12 protein-coding genes, 1 pseudogene and 1 riboswitch are annotated in these 21,244 nt (G+C 44.7%); of the genes and pseudogenes, 9 read left to right on the forward strand and 4 right to left on the reverse strand.

Annotation, left to right across the window (positions count from 1 at the left end; translation table 11 throughout):
- Window positions 1-128 precede the first annotated feature (128 nt).
- The 3 genes from AB4493_RS12845 to AB4493_RS12855 all read right to left on the reverse strand — a co-directional run bounded on the left by AB4493_RS12845 (window position 129) and on the right by AB4493_RS12855 (window position 5,445).
- Window positions 129-2,474 carry a DUF2357 domain-containing protein gene (locus tag AB4493_RS12845; RefSeq protein ID WP_102394079.1) on the reverse strand — a complete coding sequence of 782 codons (2,346 nt, stop codon included), beginning with the start codon at window positions 2,472-2,474 and terminating at the stop codon, window positions 129-131.
- A gap of 26 nt (window positions 2,475-2,500) precedes the next feature.
- On the reverse strand, window positions 2,501-4,363 hold the full coding sequence (locus AB4493_RS12850) for an MrcB family domain-containing protein (RefSeq protein ID WP_102394078.1): 1,863 nt from the start codon (window positions 4,361-4,363) through the stop codon (window positions 2,501-2,503).
- A 125-nt stretch (window positions 4,364-4,488) separates the two neighbouring features.
- Window positions 4,489-5,445 (reverse strand): TDT family transporter, encoded by a 957-nt coding sequence (locus AB4493_RS12855; protein WP_372155117.1) that lies wholly within the window; start codon window positions 5,443-5,445, stop codon window positions 4,489-4,491.
- A 208-nt stretch (window positions 5,446-5,653) separates the two neighbouring features.
- On the opposite strand from AB4493_RS12855, the gene AB4493_RS12860 reads away from it, so the two are divergent.
- The 9 genes and pseudogenes from AB4493_RS12860 (at window position 5,654) to AB4493_RS12900 (ending at window position 16,638) form a co-directional block, all read left to right on the forward strand.
- Window positions 5,654-6,550 carry a LysR family transcriptional regulator gene (locus AB4493_RS12860; protein WP_017059889.1) on the forward strand — a complete coding sequence of 299 codons (897 nt, stop codon included), beginning with the start codon at window positions 5,654-5,656 and terminating at the stop codon, window positions 6,548-6,550.
- A gap of 88 nt (window positions 6,551-6,638) precedes the next feature.
- Complete coding sequence (locus AB4493_RS12865) at window positions 6,639-6,932, forward strand: YebG family protein (protein WP_008223840.1); 294 nt, start codon at window positions 6,639-6,641, stop codon at window positions 6,930-6,932.
- Between the two features lie 155 nt (window positions 6,933-7,087).
- A riboswitch (Fluoride riboswitch) is annotated at window positions 7,088-7,172 on the forward strand.
- Window positions 7,173-7,366: 194 nt separating this feature from the next.
- A complete protein-coding gene (locus tag AB4493_RS12870) occupies window positions 7,367-8,059 on the forward strand; it encodes an iron-sulfur cluster assembly scaffold protein (RefSeq protein WP_372118061.1) in 693 nt (230 codons plus the stop codon).
- Window positions 8,060-8,082: 23 nt separating this feature from the next.
- Window positions 8,083-9,072 (forward strand): GGGtGRT protein, encoded by a 990-nt coding sequence (locus AB4493_RS12875; RefSeq protein ID WP_372155104.1) that lies wholly within the window; start codon window positions 8,083-8,085, stop codon window positions 9,070-9,072.
- 228 nt (window positions 9,073-9,300) lie between these two features.
- Window positions 9,301-9,933 (forward strand): annotated as a pseudogene (locus AB4493_RS12880) (MarC family protein).
- Between the two features lie 258 nt (window positions 9,934-10,191).
- Complete coding sequence (dapD, locus tag AB4493_RS12885) at window positions 10,192-11,223, forward strand: 2,3,4,5-tetrahydropyridine-2,6-dicarboxylate N-succinyltransferase (protein ID WP_017059885.1); 1,032 nt, start codon at window positions 10,192-10,194, stop codon at window positions 11,221-11,223.
- A gap of 516 nt (window positions 11,224-11,739) precedes the next feature.
- Complete coding sequence (locus AB4493_RS12890; RefSeq protein WP_017059884.1) at window positions 11,740-12,090, forward strand: EF-hand domain-containing protein; 351 nt, start codon at window positions 11,740-11,742, stop codon at window positions 12,088-12,090.
- Window positions 12,091-12,214: 124 nt separating this feature from the next.
- Window positions 12,215-13,537, forward strand: a complete 1,323-nt coding sequence (locus tag AB4493_RS12895; RefSeq protein ID WP_032545691.1) for an efflux RND transporter periplasmic adaptor subunit — start codon at window positions 12,215-12,217, stop codon at window positions 13,535-13,537.
- A complete protein-coding gene (locus AB4493_RS12900) occupies window positions 13,534-16,638 on the forward strand; it encodes an efflux RND transporter permease subunit (RefSeq protein ID WP_372155106.1) in 3,105 nt (1,034 codons plus the stop codon). Before AB4493_RS12895 ends, AB4493_RS12900 begins: the two co-directional genes overlap by 4 nt.
- Window positions 16,639-17,010: 372 nt before the next feature.
- Here AB4493_RS12900 and purL read toward each other — a convergent pair whose 3' ends face one another.
- On the reverse strand, window positions 17,011-20,934 hold the full coding sequence (gene purL / locus AB4493_RS12905) for a phosphoribosylformylglycinamidine synthase (RefSeq protein WP_372155108.1): 3,924 nt from the start codon (window positions 20,932-20,934) through the stop codon (window positions 17,011-17,013).
- Window positions 20,935-21,244 lie beyond the last annotated feature (310 nt).

Raw genomic sequence — 21,244 nt, forward strand, 5'->3', positions numbered from 1 at the left:
TATGAAATGCCAAAAACTTACTATCTATTGGTAGCTCAAGCTAAATCCTGTTAACTGCTTACCGTTATGCCGCTAAGTTGGATTTTATTTAAGCACAGAAACCCAATATCAGTAGCTGTAATTGTCAATTACCACGTTTTGTCTAGGTCAGCATAAAGCTGATAATCGCCCTTTATGTCATCCCAATGATGCAATTGATGCAATAATTCAGCTTTAGTTAACTTGAACCTAAAGTGTTCTTGGTAAGACTTCTCTATTGGCGTATTCAATATGATAGGCTCATCAGTAAACTCAAAAAACCAGTATAGGCCATCTTGTTGACTATCTTTACCCGTAAACTGTTGGCTTATTTTACTTCGTGGTAGCAACTTCACATTAGCCACACGATATAGATACTTTGAAAATTGACTATTATCAGTCACCTTATTACGAACAGTGATCAATAAATAACGAACTTCACGAACAATGTTACGGTGCACATTTTGGCGGTTGGTCGCTAATAGCTGTGTATGATACCCCTTAAGCTTGCCACTCCGAGCTAGATTCAAGTAACTATCATCACGACCGATTTCATTTAATGGAGCTACCATCGTCAGATCTTGATAACGAGCACTACAGCTTCCATAAGGTGCAATACGAGCTGAATCTTCGATGAAATAGTAGTCGTTACTTAACCTAGAGCGACTTGTAATACTCGCTCCTAATTTTTGCTGTAAGTAGTTTTTCAGCCACAAGTTATGACCCAATTGATTGTTAACACTTGGTAGCAGAGCAAACGCACCAATGCCAATTTGCTCGATAGCATCTTGGTAAGGGTTATGAGTATTCACTTGATCACAAAAACCTGGATATAAAGCAAAAGCGCCCATTACTGGTCGACTCTTAATCGGGTTTTCATTTTCTAATTTTTGCTGATGAATAATTGCATCACGGTAGCGGTGCATCTGGTTAATTGCATCTTCAGGTACAGCATCAAATCCCTTGTTATGAGCTTTGATTTGATAGTTATCGATTCGGTATTTAGCATCAAACAAAATGAGAAAGGACTCTTGATTTTCTAGTGTAACCTGCAGCACGATATCAGGCCGTTGATTTGCTGTCCAAGTGCGCTCTTTCTCTCCTTTAGGTGAAAAGGTCGGTTCATGAGCTAACTTGATAATCACTCCATCATCACGAGAAAACTCAAATGCAGCAGCCATTCCATCTTTACTAAATTGCTTTTCAAACTGCACTTGTTTTAACTTAGCTAACTCTCGCTTTATCTCTTTAAAACCAAGGCTTTTAATAACAGCCATAACTTCAACAAAACACCAAATTTCGTATAACTCAGCGACCGATTTAACCGACATATCCGTCTGATTTTTAGTATTATTTAAATAATATTTTAACTGCTGCCATGCTTTATAAGCTTTTGCATAGCCAGTGCCCTGTTGTAATACCTTCGACTCACCACCTTGCCCTTTGAAGGTACCAACTTCACGCCAAAGCTGATGCTTGCACATTTTGTTAAACGTATGCTGCCACGTTTGCACCTTTTGAATAAAAGAGCCTGACAATTGAGATTTTTCTGTGCGGGTAATAGTAGAAATTAAATGATGTAAATTATTAGCGACTTTATTAATAACCATTTTAATAAAACGATTTTCAGGCGTATCAATATGCAGTTTTTTAAAGCTAATAGGGAGTCTTGGGTTCGCCACTCCGCTTTGGATTAAATGTTGAGATTTTTCCGCCTGCTTTGGGTTCAATCGTTTATTAACCCGATCTAACTTTTGATACTTAGAAAAAGATTGCAGTCGATTATGAGGGGAGTTAATGACTTGCTTTACACCACTTTGCAGGTCTTCAACCAAACGCTGAAACTGAGCAAGCCAAAACAGTTCAAACTTTTCAGTACTGCGCTGTGATTGACTCACACCCTGATTTGTTTTGCTACTTAAGCTATAGCGCCAAAGAGGATAAATATCATCAATGGTACGATTAATCAAAGGAAGGTCTTGATCCATCACCATCTTTGTAGCAAAGATATTAAAGCTAACTTCAGCACTACAAAGCTTATCTCCCACTTGATACTCAATATTAAAACTGCAGTTACCGACATCATTACCAAAATTAATAGCAGCTTGTAGCCCATCACCATTTCGGGTTAGATGAAAAGCTTCTTCGATTAGACGATGCTTATGATTAACTGTTGCAGTATTCTTAATTACTGACCTTTCAAACTCAATATCAAACCAATACTGGCGATTTTCAAAAAAGAAAGGGGTAGCGATAGACGATGCACCCTCATCATCAAATGTAGCCGCTACTCCCCCCACACTAATCAATACAATATCACCAGAAGGCAATATCTGATCACGCTGTCTGTAAGTGTGCTCTAGTTTACTTAAAGGGCTATCAATATCATCACATGTAACATAAACCGTAAAATCATCATGTTTAGCTTTGATAGTCACACGCTTTTTCTTCACCATTTCTTACTGCTACCCTATCACCATTATTATGGCCAAAATGAGGTGAAGCCTGACTGCAACTTCGACTGCATATACTCAAGCTTAATCTTTGAGCGGCAGCTTACCTTGATTGGTGTGTCTTTATCTTCAATATTCTGACGCAATAAATCTGCACGTTCACCATCCCAAATAGCTTTTAAGGTGCTTTGATTTGATAGAACTTCTACTAACTTTTCTAATAGTGCACCGCCATCTTCCGTCGTCAACTTATCTTCATCACCTTCAACACGAGGTAATATCTTACACATTAAAAAGTCATCAAAAACAGCCGCTAATTCATCTTCATCCTTAGGAGAAAAACTAATGACTGATAAGCAAAGCTCGTTAAATGCGCGGTAAGCCAATTCAAATGCGGTACCTTTTAATACGGCATTTACTGATAAAAAGAACTCTTTCGTTTTCTCAGCAGTAGAATCAGCCTCAACTTGAGAGAACAGATCCAGCTTAGCTTGGCTATATATTGGATAACCTAAGGTTAATGGTTGTTTCTTCGCTTCAAAAAATTCATCTATGTCATTAGGAAAAAATTCTCCAAAATCGATACTCAATGCACGATCAATGACTTTTCGAGAGAAACCATGAGTCGTTTCATCCATATTAACCGTTCCGGCTACAATCAAGTTAAATGGAATCCCCAGACCGTACTGACAGAACAACTGCCATAGTTCATCATATTTATCATCATCAAAGCCTAAGCTTGAACGCAGCTTTCTATCGTAAACTTCATCTGTATCACCGTTCTCATCAGCTAACCCTAACGCTAATGGCTTCAGCAATGGATCGCTAGAATAGGTAAATTGGTCGTTGTCCCAACTCCAACTTCTTGTCTCTAGTACTGATAAATAATCTGCAAAGTATTGCTCGACTGGAGCAAGATTCATTTCATCCAAACAGAGCCAATAAGATCGTACTTTTTGTTGAGTTTGACTACCACCAGTGACCACCAAACGTTCTCCACGCTGTTCATTAGAGTGAACCTGAACACTTAAACCACTATCAAAGATTCCACGCCAAGCTTTTGCGATGAACTGCAACACATCAGTGGTGATGTATTCCGCTTGACCATCTTTTGATAAGCGCGAGACATACCCCAACAAGTCGCTTGGTTCATGCCAATCAGGACGCACGGAAGTAAGGCAATAGGTTTCATTCAATGAACCTGTCGCTTCTACTTGTTTACGAACAAAGCGAGTCTTACCCGTTCCTGAAATACCGGCTAAAAGAAGGAATGGTTTAGATAAGCATTGCCGCTCTACGAAAACTGTAGGTTCTACAGGCTCATTACGTGTATTAATACCTGCATATAGTTCTAAAAGCTCTTTGATGTCAGATATTAAAGCATCATTATCTGGCATCTGGTCTGTCGGATAAAACTTAGCACCGGCAGAAGCCCACTCATAAGACTGACCCAATGTAGTATTCGATCGTAACTCAACTGTCTGATCCCATTGCATAAGCTGTTGGTTTGAGGTACGTATTCTATCTCGCATCTCTTTTGCTTTTTGCTTCGCTAAGGTTGTCCCATATTTGCTTTTTAACTCTGTGGTTCCGAAACCTAACGACAAGTAAACCCCAGAACCATCTGAGCGAAACAAATAAACAGGATATACACCTGATTGTGTTGAAGTTGTAATTTTTGAGTCGAGGATGGATAACCAAGCGACATCGGCCCAATTACCGGCTCCGGCGCTCGCTTTCATCAGAAATCGTTCATCAAGATCCAATTCAGCCTTTAAACATGAAGTTAGATCTTTCCTTAGTAACTTAGCAATAGGGTGACTAGAAAATGGCTCTGTCTTTGCTTGCACCCAGTTACTTGCTATTTCTGATAATAGAGCCCTTAACTTCATAAATTCACCTTCATTTGACAACTCGAAGCTTATCGATTAAATCTTAGCTATTAATTCATGTACACTCTTTGAATTATACTTTTCAAACCATCTAATTGATATTAAAAACAAAGTAGACTAATCGTCTATTTCATCGACAAACGCATTGAAAACAGTATGGTTTTGACAGGTCGATAGAAAGCTAAATACCTGATCACAACATAGCTCACCACCAATGTTGCGACCACCAGTTCCAGTACTGCAAGAGCATGGACTTGAGTTATGTATTGGCTTGCAATGTCGACACTTTCCATCCAAGCCGCCAATTTAAACAGTGCCGTCGCACCAATCACGATAGGGAATGTAAACGCCGCATAACCAGGGCTGAATGGCAGACGAAGTAGTTTGAAAAACGCGATGTAAATAATAAACGTCATCAACACTGCAATGCCAAAGAGTAACCCAATGATCACTGGCGAAGGATTTGCCGTCACCGTTAGGTAGCCTGCTAAAGATAGACTTGCTGGTGCCGCCATAATCGCAATGGTTGGTTTTGCTGCATCTGGCACTTCGTGAGAGAAGATCAAACGGTAAACCATGATTGGTAGCATTACTGCGTAAACCAATAAGCCGAATACCAAAGTCGCGTTAGCTACTGGCTCTAAAACTGGATTACCTGAGAAAGAGACGTCAGCGACGATAATACCGATCGGTGGCACAAACCAGCTTGGCACCATGTGGTGAATCTCAAAGTTTTTAGCTCTGTGGTACAAAAAGCTCATTAGAAACACAACATGCAAAGCCACAGAAGCCAACCACATAGCTTCTTGTAAGAATTGAGAGATTGGCGCCAAAGACGCTGACACCACCATGCACCCCATTGCAAATGTTGGTACCACACTGCCGACAACAGGGTGAGCAAGATCTTCACGCAATAGGTGACCATGAATCAAAAATTTCACAGCTAAAACAAGAAGTAATACCGCCGCAATGCCAGCACTGATCCACTGCACCAAACCCGGTGTGTGTAAGATACCTTGTGCGACTAGAACACCATCCCAACACCAGCCTAAGCTTGCAATTGCGAGTGCTAACCCTGCCATGGGTGTTGGAGCTCCTGTTAATCTATATTTAATACGTTGAATCATGTCAGCCTCTCTTAAACCTAATTCACTAAACTTGTGAACTCATCAGCTTGTTGAAGCCATAATACGCTTGCGCTTCGTTAAACAATATCCAATTATATATAACAAGTGTTCATCAATACTGAACAGAATCCATTTTCACCAGCAGAGTAAAACTAGGAATCTGATGGCTAATATTTCAATAAAACAGCTCAAAGTGTTCGTCACTATTACTCAGCACTCGACATTGACTGCTGCCTCTGAGGCTCTGTTTCTGTCTAAAGCTGCGGTCAGCATGGCACTAGGCGAAATGGAGAAACAACTCGGCCACTCTCTATTTGACCGGGTCAACAACCGATTAATTCTCAACCAAGAGGGACATAAGTTACTTCCATTGGCGGATGAAATATTACATCGTGCTGCTGGTATTGATGTTTTGTTCCGTGATGATCAGCCTTTAAGTGGCAATCTAAAGGTCGGCGCGAGTGACACGATTGGTAATCAGGTCGCACCGTTTATTTTGTCAGGCTTTCGCGAACGAACTCAACATCAGGATCAAAGCTTGTTCATTTCAAACAGTGCACTGATCTGCCAAAAGTTGGTGGATTATGAACTTGATATCGCGCTAATTGAAGGAAAAACATTACACCCTGAACTCATTTCGAGTCAGTTTAGCAGCGATGAAATGTGCATTATTGTTAGTAATCAACATCCTCTCGTTGCCAAAGAAAAAGTGATTTTAAGCGATTTAGAAGACAGCCATTGGATTTTACGTGAATCAGGCTCAGGGACTCGCGAGTTTTTCCTTCGTGCCGTCGCACCGCGCATCGAACATTGGTATGAATCTTTTGAACTCAACACCACAGAAGCAATCATCAACTCTGTTTCTGCCGGTCTTGGCTTTGCCTGTTTGTCTCGTTTAGCTGCTCAGCGAGCGATCGATTCAGGCCGAGTAAAAGCGCTTAATGTGCCACTCGATATGAAACGCCGATTCTGGATGCTGGTACACAAGGACAAATACCAGAGCCCACTGCTGAAATCTTTCATGAGTTATTGTGAAGACTGGGCGGCACATCAAGATTGAGGCCGCATAGTACGGGCTCCAACTGGACTTTTAACATCAGAAACTGTATAAAAAGCCAGTAAAATTTATCAAACTTAGAGGATTAACCATGGCTGTTATCGTCAAGTACGTGGTGGAACGCAACGGAGAAGAGAAAATGACTTTTACCTCTAAAGCCGAAGCTGACGCATACGACAAAATGCTGGATATGGCTGATGAGCTTTTTGAACTGTTAGGCAAAAGCGATTTAGTTGAAGATGAAGGCAAGCAAGAAGAACTTGCAATGTACCTAGCGAAGAACAAAGAAGAAGTTCTTTACGCATTAGGTGCTAAGCGTAAGCCAGCTCCGAAAAAAGCTAAGAAGCTTGAAGCTGTTGAAGACGCAGAAGAAGATGCAGCTTAACTAGCTGATACCTTTCTAAAAAACGTCAATGACGCCTCTAATCAGAGTTCGTTATTGGCGTTTTTTTATACTTATCGAAATATAATGAAGCTTGTTTATAGTCGAAATCGCTCTAAACATTCGCTTGCATGAAAGTGTGAGGAAGATCTAATCTATAGCCATCAGGTGATGGGGTTCCACCTAAGCTTTTGCTTCAACCGCCCGTTCTTTCCGAACAGTGCTAATGACTCCTACAGAATCGAAAACAGGTAATACTGTTGGACGTATCGCTATTCCTCCATTTTGAAATGGACTTAGTCTATTAAGACCAAGTTCCATGACACCTTTGGATTATCGATACTCAAGATCTGTAGTGAATTAGCCGCACCTCTTCCAACACGTCCTGTTTTCTCAACGCCCTAGGTCTTCAATGACTCTAATAGTGAGAAAACATTATGCACTACTCTTCAGAAATTCAATCAATGTGCCCTATCCAAAGGGGTGATCTACACACTTCAGCACCAATTCCAGTTGAAGGCGCTATGGTTAGTCCAAAAGATGTCATCGCTATTTCTGGCTTAAGCCATGGCGTCGGTACTTGTGCACCACAACAAGGTGCAGCAAAACTAACGCTGAACGTAAAAAACGGCATCATCGAAGAAGCCCTAATCGAAACGATTGGTTGTTCAGGCATGACTCAATCAGCCGCGATGGCAGCCGAAATCCTCACCGGAAGAACCATTCTTGAAGCCCTAAATACTGACTTAGTGTGTGACGCTATTAACGTAGCCATGCGTGAAATCTTCCTGCAGTTTGTTTACGGTCGAACTCAATCAGCTTTCTCTGAAGGCGGTCTAGAAATTGGCGCTGCATTAGAAGACTTAGGTCAAACACAGCGCAGCCAAGTGGGTACCAGTTACTCAACCGCTGCAAAAGGCGTACGTTACCTAGAGCTTGCAGAAGGTTACGTAACCAAACTTGCACTTGATGATCACAGCGAAGTGATTGGCTACGAATATCTCAACCTCGGAAAAATGATGAAGGCGATTAACCAAGGCGTGCCAGCGAATGAAGCGGCCGACCTTGCGACAGGGACCTATGGCCGCTTCGATGAAGCCGTTGCCACCATTAACCCACGCCAACAGTAATTTTGCCAATTTAGAGGAAAGATATGATGAACACTCAATTTAATGAATCAGTAACTCGCGTATTGGCAGAAATGAACTTCGACTCTTTAGAGCAAGCTGACCAATACTGTAAAGCCCACAACGTTGATCCAAAAGCGCTAGTGATGGATACTCAACCTATCGCTTTTGAAAGCGCTGCCGATGCCTATATCCTTGGCTCAGCACTGGCGCTATTTCGTAAAGCCACCAGCGCAGAACAAGCCGCTAATATTATTGGTGAAGGCCTCCAAGCATTCACCAAACCCGGCAGTGTTGCTGAACAACGCCAAGTCGGGATCGGCCATGGCGCGCTAGCCGCTCGTCTTCTCAATGAAGAGAGCCACTGCTTCGCCTTCCTTGCGGGTCACGAGTCTTTTGCTGCAGCAGAAGGTGCGATTAAAATTGCGCTAAACGTCAACAAATCACGTCACAACCCATTGAAGGTAATACTCAATGGTCTAGGTAAAGATGCGGCTTACTTAATCTCTCGCATCAATGGTTTTACCTATGTTCGCACTCAATACGATTACCAAACGGGTGAACTTGTTGAAACAGAACGTCGACGTTTCTCACAAGGCCCTCGCGGAGAGATCTTGTGTTACGGCGCTGATGATGTACGTGAAGGCGTGGCAATCATGCACAGAGAAGAAGTGGATGTCAGTATTACGGGTAACTCAACTAACCCAACTCGCTTCCAACACCCTGTTGCAGGTATCTACAAAGCAGAACGTATTCGCCAAGGTTTACCTTACTTCTCAGTTGCTTCAGGCGGCGGTACAGGTAGAACATTGCACCCAGATAACGTGGCCGCAGGTCCAGCGTCTTACGGCATGACAGATACCATGGGCAGAATGCACGCTGACGCTCAGTTCGCAGGTAGCTCTTCAGTTCCTGCTCACGTGGCGATGATGGGCTTCATCGGCATGGGCAACAACCCAATGGTCGGATCGACGGTTGCATTGGCTGTGGCAGTGAGTGAATCTCAACACGCATAACGACAAAGTGAGTCCCACAATCTGCCTGTTATGTAGAGTCTGTTAGTTGAGAATCAAGCAATAACGGACGACTAAAACTCTACACCTATCACTAAAACCAAACAGCCAGCCTTATGCTGGCTGTTTTTTATTCACACTTGCTCTACTATCTATTTCTAATAATTATTTGTATCTAAGATTAAATACATTCTGCTGTCGTATTTAACTACATATTTTCAAAGGAATAATATGAAAGAGCTCATCATTCATACCATTACCGTGTTCATGGGCTTTTTTGCCATCATGAACCCTATCGCCAACACACCGATCTTTCTTTGATTAACAGGTGATAATGATAGGGAAACGGTCAAGTCTATCGCTTTCCGCTCAGTGTTCATCGCCTTCATCATCGTCAGCACCTTTGCTGTCTCGGGTAAACTCATCTTCGACCTCTTTGGTATCACGCTTTACGCGCTTCGTATCACCGGCGGGATCCTCGTGTTCTTGATTGGCTTTCATATGCTGCAAGGTGACTCAACACACTCTAAAGCAAAAGAGAAGGTCAACTCAGACGCTCAACAAGATGCGGCGCTCAGTATCGCCGTCTCGCCACTGGCAATGCCAATATTAGCCGGACCGGGCACCATTGCCACCGCGATGAACTTTGCCAGCACCGAAGGCATCTACGAAACCATCGTCGCCTTTGGCCTACTATGCGCCTTAACCTACGTATTGTTTGTATTTGGCGAGCGCTTCGTTAAAGCCGTTGGACCAAGCGCACTGAACGTGATTACTCGAATGATGGGGTTGATACTCGCGGTAATCGGTATGCAGATGTTGATTGAAGGGATTGAGCAAGCTTATAAGGCACTGTTTATCTAAAGAGGGGATTCACAGGAGAATGTTGATTAACGCACCAATCAATTTGTGTTGATCTGCAGTGTTTTCTCATTGCAGAAAACTATCTCTCAAAAGACAAGCAATATCATTTTACAGACTTTATCCCGATACGCCCTTTCATAACGAGGGCGCTCTCTTTATGATGAACGCAATTAAATTAACTTTGCTAACGGCAGCGCTTGTTATTCGAGCCGTTGTTTTGGAATAGCAAAATCAAGACTCAACACATGGAGATTCAACATGGCTTATTTTTCACTAGCCTTCGGTACGGCAACCAAAAATCGCGACAATAAAATCATTGAAGCGTTCTTCCCTAACCCGCTTCTAAACCCAAGCGACGCTCTTGTAGCAGCTGTAGCTGAAGTGTCAGGTTACGCTGAAGGCAACCAAGCTATCGAAATCTCTGCTGCACAAAGCGCAGAACTGGCGAAAGCATTCGCAGCAAACGATGATGCAGCTAACGCATCTTTCGCAGAAAAAGCGGCAGCGTCTGAACAGCCACTTGTTCTTGTTGTTCTTGCTACTGACGAGAAGCCAGCATCAGTTGCTGAAGGCTTCCTAAAGCTACAACTTATCTCTAACCGCCTAGTACAACCACACGGTACGGTACTGGACGGCATCTTCGGTCTACTGCACAACATCGCATGGACAAACGAAGGCCCTATCGACCTACCTGAGCTGGCTGAGCGTCAAATCGAAGCTCGCCTTGCAGGTCGTGCTCTGTCTGTAGATTGCGTAGACAAGTTCCCTAAAATGGTGGACTACGTAGTACCAACAGGTATTCGTATCGCTGACACTTCTCGTGTTCGTCTTGGCGCACACGTAGGCGAAGGCACAACAGTAATGCACGAAGGTTTCATCAACTTCAATGCTGGTACAACTGGCGTGAGCATGGTTGAAGGTCGTATCTCTGCGGGTGTTGTTGTAGGTAACGGTTCAGACATCGGCGGCGGCGCTTCTATCATGGGTACTCTGTCTGGTGGCGGTACGATGGTTATCTCTATCGGCGAAAACTGCCTACTAGGCGCAAACGCTGGTCTTGGCTTCCCTATGGGCGACCGTTGTACGGTTGAGTCTGGTCTTTACGTGACTGCGGGTACTAAGGTTCGCATGTTAGATAAAGAAGGCAACGAAGTAGAGATCATTAAAGCTCGCGATCTAGCTGGCGTTTCTGATCTTCTGTTCCGTCGTAACTCAATCACTGGCCAAATTGAATGTCTTGCGAACAAGTCTGCTGTTGAGCTAAACAGCGAACTACACAGCAACAACTAATCTAAGCGCTAGATGCTAGATGCTAGATGCTAGAAAATAATAAGCCGCTGGGGTTCAATCCAGCGGCTTTTTTGTATGTTCTGGGAATCATTATTGCCCCATCACCAGTCAGAGTTAACAGAATGTTAACATGTATTTGCCCTACTAAAAGTAATCCCTTGTCTGTTGGATATTTGCAAGGCAAACTGCTGGGCAAAAGTTCGAAAACACTCTGAATGTCTAAAAATCGCCATATTTTTCGAAACTAGGGATTTTATATCATTGGCTTTTCGGTTTCGGTTTCGGTGGCTGAAAGTTTGGGATAATTTGAAAACCATTTGGACATAGCTATGCCTGTACTCTTACCAGAGTACTAGCGGCAGAAGTTTCATAATTTCTGTTGCGCTGCGCTTACAAACCGATAAGAACATAAATCGATATCTACTTAGCCATCTTTACATACCTTTACATCACATGACGTTATCTTACTTACATTAGTATATTCTTAAATAGTAAAACAAAGAGAAGGAAAACGTCATGAAAATCAAAAGCACGATAATCGCGTTACTCGGTATCGTTATTGCCTTCGGAGCAATGGCTGGTGGAATGAATAAAGGCATGAATAACAATATGTCACGCCCAGTATTTTCACAGTTTGATCTCGATGGTGATGGCAAGATAACCGAAGCCGAGTTCAATCAAGCACGCTCAGAACGTATTGCCCAGCGAGCAGAAGAGGGACGTACGTTGAAAAATATCAATCAAAGCCACAGTTTTGCTTCGTTAGATAGCAACGCGGATCGCGCTATCTCTCAACAAGAGTTTAATGCTCATCAAGGCATGGTGAACCCAAAAAATACCATGGGCAAAGGCAAAAACAATCAGTAGCTCAATTCAATCAGGCCTCCATTTGTGAGGCCTGACTTATTTTGAGATCAAGGAAGCAAATCCGCTTATGTTGGTGTGCTACCTTTTGCTTAAGGAAAAGCTAATATATAGTAAGGGAATCGCTATGACTAGGTATAGCTGGTTACAAAGGGCTCTGTTTGTTCCTCCTGTTTTGTTGGGCATCGCGTTATTGGTGATCGCACCAGGGATGAAGGCTGAACCGCCTAATGCGAGTAATACGGCTGCTAAAAAGGTGGTTCGGGTGTTGAAAGTCGAGCCGCGAAATATCCAACCTTCTGCCATCGGATATGGACATACCGAGTCTGTTCAAGACTGGCAGGCACAGTCTGAACTTGACGGCGCGGTTGTGTGGGTTTCTGAGCAATACAAAACGGGCGCTATTATCCGCAAAGACAGCGAACTCCTTAGAATTGACCCCACCGCTTATCAACTTACTATTGCCCGTTTGCAAGCTGAGCTTGAAGTGCTAATGCTAACGAATCAGACCATTATCGATTCGCTCAAGATTGCAGAGAAAGAGTTTGAGGTACAACAGTCAGAATATGCCCGCTCAATCAAATTGAGTGAAACCGGGCATATCTCCAAAACAGAGAAAGACCGCGCGACCAAAGACTTGCTCAGCAGCCAGCAACAGCTCCAGACACAGAAAAACCAACTGGCAATTAATCAAGCGCAGCAAAAGGTTTTGCAAACGGAACTAGCACTTGCAAACCGAGATCTCGAACAAACCGTAATTAAAGCCCCATTTGATATTCGCATTGTCGAAACCTTGGTTGGACTCGCCGAGTATGTCAACAAGGGGGAATTGCTGCTCAAAGCGGATGACATCGATGCCGTTGAGGTTCGCGCGCAGTTTCCGCTTGGTAAAATGCGTCCGCTAAGAAATTCCAATCGCTTTGACTCGCTTGACGAAGATGTTCATAGCAACTTGAGCGCGACAGTCGAGCTCCAAGCAGGCGATAAAGTAATTACTTGGCCTGCCGAGATCAGCCGCTCCGGCGGTGAAATCGATGCTCAGACTCAAAGCCAAAGCCTGGTTGCACAAGTAAATCAGCCCTATCAGCAAGCCATTCCCGGGGAGAAGCCACCACTTATTCGTGGGACTTTCGTTAAAGTCACGATTAAAGCACCAATGATGGAGCAACAAGTCTTGCTACCGATAAACGCCATCCATGATGGTAAAGTTTACACTGTCTCTGAAGGTAAACTGAAAAGCAAACCTGTCAGGATAGATTTCGTCCAAGGGCAGGTTGCGGTGATCAAATCTGGCGTGGAATTCGGTGATGTGGTTGTGCTAAGTAAACTTTCACCCGCCGTTGAGGGGATGGCTTTACAACCGCAACCGGATGAGAAAATCGGCCTTTGGTTGGATACGCAGAGCGGATTTAAAGCCCTAAACGCGATTCAGAAAGAGGGCAAATTATGATCGCTTTTTTTGCTCGGCACACCACTGGCGCCAATGTCCTGATGATGGCGGTACTGCTGTTAGGGGCTTTTGCCTTGCCCAAACTGCAGAAAGACACTTTTCCGTTGACGCCGACCAAAAATATTGAGGTTCGGATCGTTTATCCGGGCGCGTCACCTTTTGAGATGATGGAAGAAGTGTGTTACCCGTTGGAAGATTCTCTCGATAAGCTGAGTGGAATTAAAGAGTTAAGCTGTGATGCCCGAGAGAGTTTGGTCATCGCCAATGTGGAAATCGGCGATGATGAAGACATTGACACTTTAACCAGCGATATTCAACAGCAGGTTAACGCCATCAGTGATTTTCCGGATCGAGTTGAGCAGATCACGGTGTCGAAACTGGACCGAGTGGCAACGGTGGCCAGTGTCGCGATTACCGGCAATATGTCAGATAGGGACTTATATCTCTATGCCCAACAAATTAAGCACAAGTTAAAAGAGAGCCCATTGATCGCTCAGGTGACCGTGAGCGGTTTTGCGGATCAAGAAATAGAAATTCGCGTATCGCAGTGGAAGTTGCAGCAGTACGGCCTGAGTGTGTCCGACTTGTCCAATCTAGTACAACAGCAAAGTATCAGCACTCCTGCTGGCGTATTTAGTAATGACTTGGAAGAGATCAGCGTCCGCTTCGACCACTTAGGCAGCAACGTCAGAGACTTCGAAAATATCGTGATTAAATCCAGTGAGACGGGGACTCAGGTTCGCCTCGGTGATGTTGCCGTTATTCAACAGAAGTTCACTAGCGATGAAAATCAAATCCTGTTCAATGGTCAGCGTGCCGCTTTGCTTCAGGTGTCCAAAACGCAATTTCAAGATACCTTAACGGTCAAAGATGCGATCGTCAGCATCGTTGAAAAAGAACAGGCGAGAGCCCCTGAAGGCGTCGCTTTAACCATCACCCAAGATTCCAGCACCAATATTATTGAGCGTCTGAGAATCCTCACCAGCAATGGCGCACAGGGATTAGCACTGGCATTTTTGATGTTGTGGGCGTTTTTTAATATTCGCTTTAGCTTTTGGGTCACCATGGGGCTGCCGGTTTCATTCCTTGGCGCCATTTTTGCGATACAACTTCTCGGTTATACCCTGAATATGATGACGCTGGTCGGGCTGATTGTCGCGATTGGTCTGCTAATGGACGACTCGTTGATCATTGCAGAAAACATCGCTGCCAAGAGGCAACAAGGGCTACCCGCGTTTGACGCTGCAGTTGAAGGTACCAAACAAGTCTTCCCAGGTGTGATTGCATCGTTTGCTACCACCATCATGGTGATAGGGCCGCTGATGTTTCTCACAGGCAAGATGGGCGAAGTACTACGCTATATTCCCATCGTGTTATTGATTACCTTGCTTGTTAGTCTGATAGAAGCTTTCTTGATCTTGCCGTCTCATTTGGCACATAGCCATACTGAATCTCGCTCTAATCCTATACGGGACAAGTTCATTGCCGGTTTTGAAAACATCAGAGACAGATTCTTTGTGCCAGTGAGTGTCAAGGCGATGAATGCACCTTATCTTTCAGTAGGGATATTGGTGATGGTGGTGATGATTTCAACCGCTTCCATTTCGTCAGGTTGGCTGAAATTCAAAGCCATGCCTGCCTTGGAAAGTGATGTGCTGCAGGCGCGTATCTTGCTCCCTCAAGGCAGTTTACTGAGCCAGACAGAGGCGGTGGTGGAGAAGGTTTCAAACGCGCTTGATGAACTCAACCAAGAATACGCAGAGAAATACCCAAGCTCAAAACCTTTGGTCGCGAGCACCACGATCATGTTCAACTCAAATGCTGATGCTAATGAGTCGGGGCCGCATATGGCAACCGTCAGTGCCGATCTATTGCCAGCGCAATTTAGGCAGCAGAGCATTAAAGATCTGATCCAAGATTGGAAACAAAAAGTAGGCTCTACGGCGGATGTGGTTTCACTCAAGTTTACCGATAAAGAACGGGGCATTGCTGGCAATGGCATTGATATTCGGGTTCAGGGTGAGTCGTTACAAGAGCTCAATCAAGTCAGCCGCTCGCTGGTGAAATGGTTGAAGGGATTTGACGGTGTCTATAACCTCTCCACCGATCTGCGTGAGGGCAGAACCGAATTTCACGTTAACCTTAAAGATGAAGCTGGCGTGATGGGAGTTAATGCTTCCAACATTGCTCAAACGCTGCGCAGCGCGGTAAAAGGCAGTACTGATCTGACGGTTTTCCAACAAGGCGAGCTGGTGGATATTAGTGTGAGACTGGATGAGTTTACGCACCAAGCTAGCCTGTATGAGTTGAATAACTTGATGGTGACGGCAGGCAATGGAACCCTAGTTCCATTATCAAGTGTTGCGACGTTTGACAGAAAACAAGCCTTCTCGCGAATTCACCGCATTAATGGGATGAACACTGTGGTTGTGCAAGGCAATATCGATACGCGGGTTGCCAATGCGCGTGAAATCATGCTGCAGTTCAATAGCGAATTTGTCTCGCAAACTCAACACAAATTCCCAGACATCACCTTCACCTCGCAAGGTCAGGATAAAGAAAGCTCAGATACGGGCTCCTCGCTGGCGACCTTCTTTGCTCTTGGCGTGGTGGGGATTTATCTTATTTTAGTGTTCCTGTTACAAAGCTACACTCAACCGATTGCTGTGCTGCTGGCAATCCCTATGGGCTGGATTGGTGTGGTATGGGGGCACTTGGGCATGGGGTTCGATTTGACTATTCCAAGCTTGGTTGGCTTTGCTACCTTAGCGGGTATCGTCGTTAACGATAACATTCTGTTGGTCAATTTTATTAAGAAGAATATCGCCCAAGGCGAGCGCTTGATAGACGCTTGTCGAGAGGCGGTATGTGACCGATTTAGAGCGATATTTATCACCTCGTTAACCACATTTGCAGGATTGCTTCCACTGTTAATCGAAACCAGTACGCAAGCGCAATTTCTGATCCCGTTAATTGCCAGTATTGCGTTTGGCTTAGTCTCGGCTACGTTACTAGCGTCAATTGTTGTGCCTTGCGTGCTGCTTATTTTGGACGATTTAAAGCTGACCAAATGGGCAGAAGGTGCTCAATCTTCCCTTTGAGGCCCTTGGGAGTGCATGCTGAACCATGTCATTTAGCCCGGCATGAAAATGGTAGTTTGCGTAGAATTTATTTGGCGATTAAACCCTATCACTGACTGCTGTTTTTTTGCGTACAAAAAACAATAGGGTCAGGTCTTGTCTTTTGCTCTTTGGTGGCAGTTTTTCTATCAGGTTTAGTTATTTGTCATACCTGAAGTTATTAGTCATTTGCTAATGCTTGATTTTCCAAAACTCATTTCTGTCCAAAAGTTTGTTATACACACATCCACTATACGGTGATCCCTACACCACACTCACCACCAAAAAAAGCGCAGACCTTTCGATCTGCGCTTGTGGTTATTGTCCCGATAACACTGTTTAAATCATTTTCAATTAACCCACGTTCTTACGTGCGTTTTGGAACATACGCATCCAAGCGCCATTCTCGCCCCAACCTTCCGGAGACCAAGAGTTTGCAACCGTACGGAATACACGCTCTGGGTGAGGCATCATAATTGTCACGCGGCCGTCAGTCGTTGTTAAACCTGTGATAGCGTTTGGCGAACCATTCGGGTTATTCGGGTATTGCTGCGTTTGGTTACCGTTGTTATCAACGTAACGTAGAGCAACCGTACCTGAGTTTTCAATCGCGTTTAGGTGGTCGTTATCACGTACTTCTACGCGGCCTTCACCGTGAGAAACAGCGATTGGCATACGAGAACCTTCCATGCCATTGAAGAATACAGAATCAGACTTCTGAACTTCAACTAGACTGAAACGTGCTTCAAAACGCTCAGATTCGTTGCGAACGAAACGTGGCCAGTACTCAGCGCCTGGGATTAGGTCACGTAGGTTAGACAACATCTGACAACCGTTACACACACCTAGAGAGAAAGTATCTTCGCGCTTGAAGAAGTTTTCAAATTGGTCACGTGTAGAGTCGTTAAATAGAACTGATTTAGCCCAACCTTCGCCAGCGCCTAGTACGTCACCGTAAGAGAAGCCACCACAAGCCACAAGGCCATTGTACTCTTCTAGAACCGCTTGACCCGTTAGGATATCGCTCATGTGAATATCAGTCGCTTTGAAGCCTGCACGGTCAAACGCTGCTGCCATTTCAACGTGAGAGTTAACACCTTGCTCACGTAGAATTGCCATCTTAGGTTTAGCACCTAGGTTAATATAAGGCGCTGCAATATCTTCGTTTACATCAAAGCTTAGGCTAACGTTTAGACCAGGGTCTGAGTTGTCTTTCTTCGCTTCGTGTTCTTGGTCAGCACAAACTGGGTTATCACGTAGACCTTGCATCTTATGCGTTGTCTCAGCCCAGATAGTACGTAGTTCAGTACGGTTACGCTGGATTACAACGTCTGCGCCTGACTTAATCACTAACTCATCAGATGCTTCCCCTTCACCAACAACGCAGCCAATCACATGAGAACATGTTTCTAGGCCGTTTTCTGCAAGAGTAGAAAGAACCGCGTCTAGGTCATCGTTACGTACTTGGATTACCGCACCCAGTTCTTCATTGAATAGTGCCGCAAGCGTATCTTCGCCCAACGCCGCAATATCAGCGTTAACACCACAGTGACCTGCGAACGCCATTTCTGCTAGGGTTACGAATAGACCACCATCGCCTTTATCGTGGTAAGCCACAACTTGGTCGTTCGCTACAAGTTCTTGAACGCCTTCGTAGAAACCTTTTAGTTGCGCTGCGTTGTCTACGTCTGCTGGTTTATCACCAAGCTGCTTGTAAACTTGCGCCAGTGCCGTTGCACCTAGACGGTTTTTACCGTTACCTAGGTCGATAAGAACTAGGCTTGTATTACCTAGTCCTTCAAGGTTATCAGGGGTGCGCAGTTGAGGAGTGATTGTCTTACGAACATCTTCAACACGAGCAAACGCAGTGATTACAAGAGATAGCGGAGAAGTGACTTCTTTCTGCTCGCCGTTCTCTTCCCACTTAGTCTTCATCGACATTGAGTCTTTACCCACAGGGATAGTTAGACCCAGCGCCGGGCATAGTTCTTCACCCACTGCTTTCACCGCTTCGTAAAGACCGGCATCTTCACCTGGGTGACCCGCTGGAGACATCCAGTTCGCTGACAATTTAATGTGTTTGATATCGCCGATGTTGGTCGCAGCGATGTTTGTGATTGCTTCACCTACTGCTAGACGAGCCGATGCGCCGAAGTCTAGTAGTGCCACTGGCGTACGCTCACCAAGAGACATCGCTTCACCGTGGTAAGAATCGTAGCTTGCTGCCGTAACCGCACAGTTAGCAACAGGAACCTGCCATGGGCCAACCATTTGGTCACGAGCTACAAGGCCTGTTACCGAGCGGTCACCGATGGTGATAAGGAATGTTTTCTCAGCGACAGTTGGCAAGCGAAGAACACGGTCAACCGCTTCGTTTAGTTCAATACCAGAACGGTCAATCGCTGGGTTGTTCGCTTTTAGCGTTTTCGCGTCACGGTGCATCTTAGGTGTTTTACCTAATAGGATGTCCATAGGCATATCGATTGGCGTGTTGTCGAAGTGTGAATCTTCTAGTTTAAGTTCACGTTCTTCTGTTGCTTTACCCACCACGGCATATGGTGCACGTTCACGCTTACAAATCGCGTCGAATGTTGCCATGTCTTTATCAGCAACCGCCATTACGTAACGCTCTTGAGATTCGTTACACCAGATCTCAAGTGGGCTCATGCCCGGCTCATCGTTTGGCACGTCACGTAGATTAAAGATACCGCCACGCTCGCCATCGTCGACTAGCTCAGGAAGAGCATTCGAGATACCGCCCGCGCCCACATCGTGGATAAATGCGATTGGGTTCGCATCACCAAGCTGCCAACAACGGTCGATAACTTCCTGACAACGACGCTCCATCTCTGGGTTTTCACGTTGTACAGAAGCGAAATCAAGATCTTCAGAAGAAGAACCAGAATCCATTGAAGATGCCGCACCGCCGCCAAGGCCGATGTTCATCGCAGGACCACCAAGAACGATTAGGCTTGCACCTACCGGGATCTCTTTCTTCTGAACGTGCTCATCACGGATGTTGCCAAGACCACCAGCCAGCATGATTGGTTTGTGGTAACCACGTACTTCTTCACCTGCGTGAGAGTTTACTTTCTCTTCGTAAGTACGGAAGTAGCCAAGTAGGTTTGGACGACCAAATTCGTTGTTGAATGCCGCGCCACCAAGAGGACCTTCAAGCATGATATCCAATGCAGTAACGATACGGCTTGGCTTACCAAAGTCAGTTTCCCAAGGTTGAACGAAGTTCGGGATCTTAAGGTTAGATACAGAGAAAGCAACCAGACCCGCTTTTGGCTTACCACCAATACCGGTTGCGCCTTCATCACGGATTTCACCGCCTGAACCTGTCGATGCGCCTGGCCACGGTGAGATTGCCGTTGGGTGGTTGTGCGTTTCAACTTTCATCAAGATGTGTGTTTTTTCTTGGTGGTAGCTGTACTGGCGAGTTTCTGGATCTGGGAAGAAACGACCAACTTCAGAACCTGTCATTACCGCTGCGTTATCTTTATAAGCAGACAGAACATGTTCTGGTGTCGTTTCAAAGGTGTTCTTAATCATCTTGAACAATGATTTTTCTTGCTTAACGCCATCGATAGTCCAATCAGCGTTAAAGATCTTATGACGACAGTGCTCTGAGTTCGCTTGTGCAAACATCATTAGCTCGATGTCCGTCGGGTTACGACCTAGCTTCTCAGTGAAGCTTTCAAGAAGGTAATCAATCTCATCTTCTGCAAGTGCAAGACCTAGGGTAACGTTTGCTTTTTCAAGCGCTTTACGTCCACCAGTTAGTAGGTCAACTTCCGCATAAGGAGCAGGCTCAGCAACGGTAAATAGTGCCGCCGCTGATTCGAAGTCAGTGAAAACCACTTCCATCATACGGTCGTGCAGGATTGCTTTCAGCTCAACAAGTTGAAGTTCAGAAAGTTCAGCAGAGGTTTCAATGTAGAAAGCAGTACCGCGCTCTAGACGTGACACTTTAGCCAGTCCGCAGTTGTGTGCGATATCTGTTGATTTTGAAGACCAAGGCGAGATAGTGCCTGGGCGTGGCGTTGCAAGCAGCAGTAAACCTTCAGGTTCATGCTCTTCAATCGTTGGACCGTAAGTCAGTAGCTTTTCTAGCTTCTCAACTTCAGACTCATCTAGGTCTGCCGTTAGATCAGCAAAGTGGGCAAACTCAGCGTAAATACCTGTTACAGGTAAGCTTAATTCACGACAAAGCTCTAAAAGCTTGTTAACACGAAACTCAGATAGAGCTGGGGAGCCACGCAAAATTCTCATGTGCTTACGTCTCTTATGCAGTTGATTAAGGTAGTATTGGAATAAATTCAGTGGGTTAAAGGAAAAACCTAACTGTTTTCTTCGAAGCTATTCCCGAAGGTTTAAAAACCTATGCCGATCCCACCTCTTCAATGCGAGCGCATTATAAAGCATTTCTTTTTGTGACGTAACACCAAAAGCAACCGTTTGCGTGATTTTTTTTATCTTTCTGCGTAAATGGTACTTTTGCTGCATTTATCACCACTTTTACAACTGTTTAATTAAACCTGCTTTGCCAGCCTTGCGGGGTTTGGTATAAAGGAGCTTCCAC

The organism is Vibrio sp. 10N.222.55.A1 (assembly GCF_041473835.1).
Taxonomy (GTDB): Bacteria; Pseudomonadota; Gammaproteobacteria; order Enterobacterales; family Vibrionaceae; genus Vibrio; species Vibrio crassostreae_C.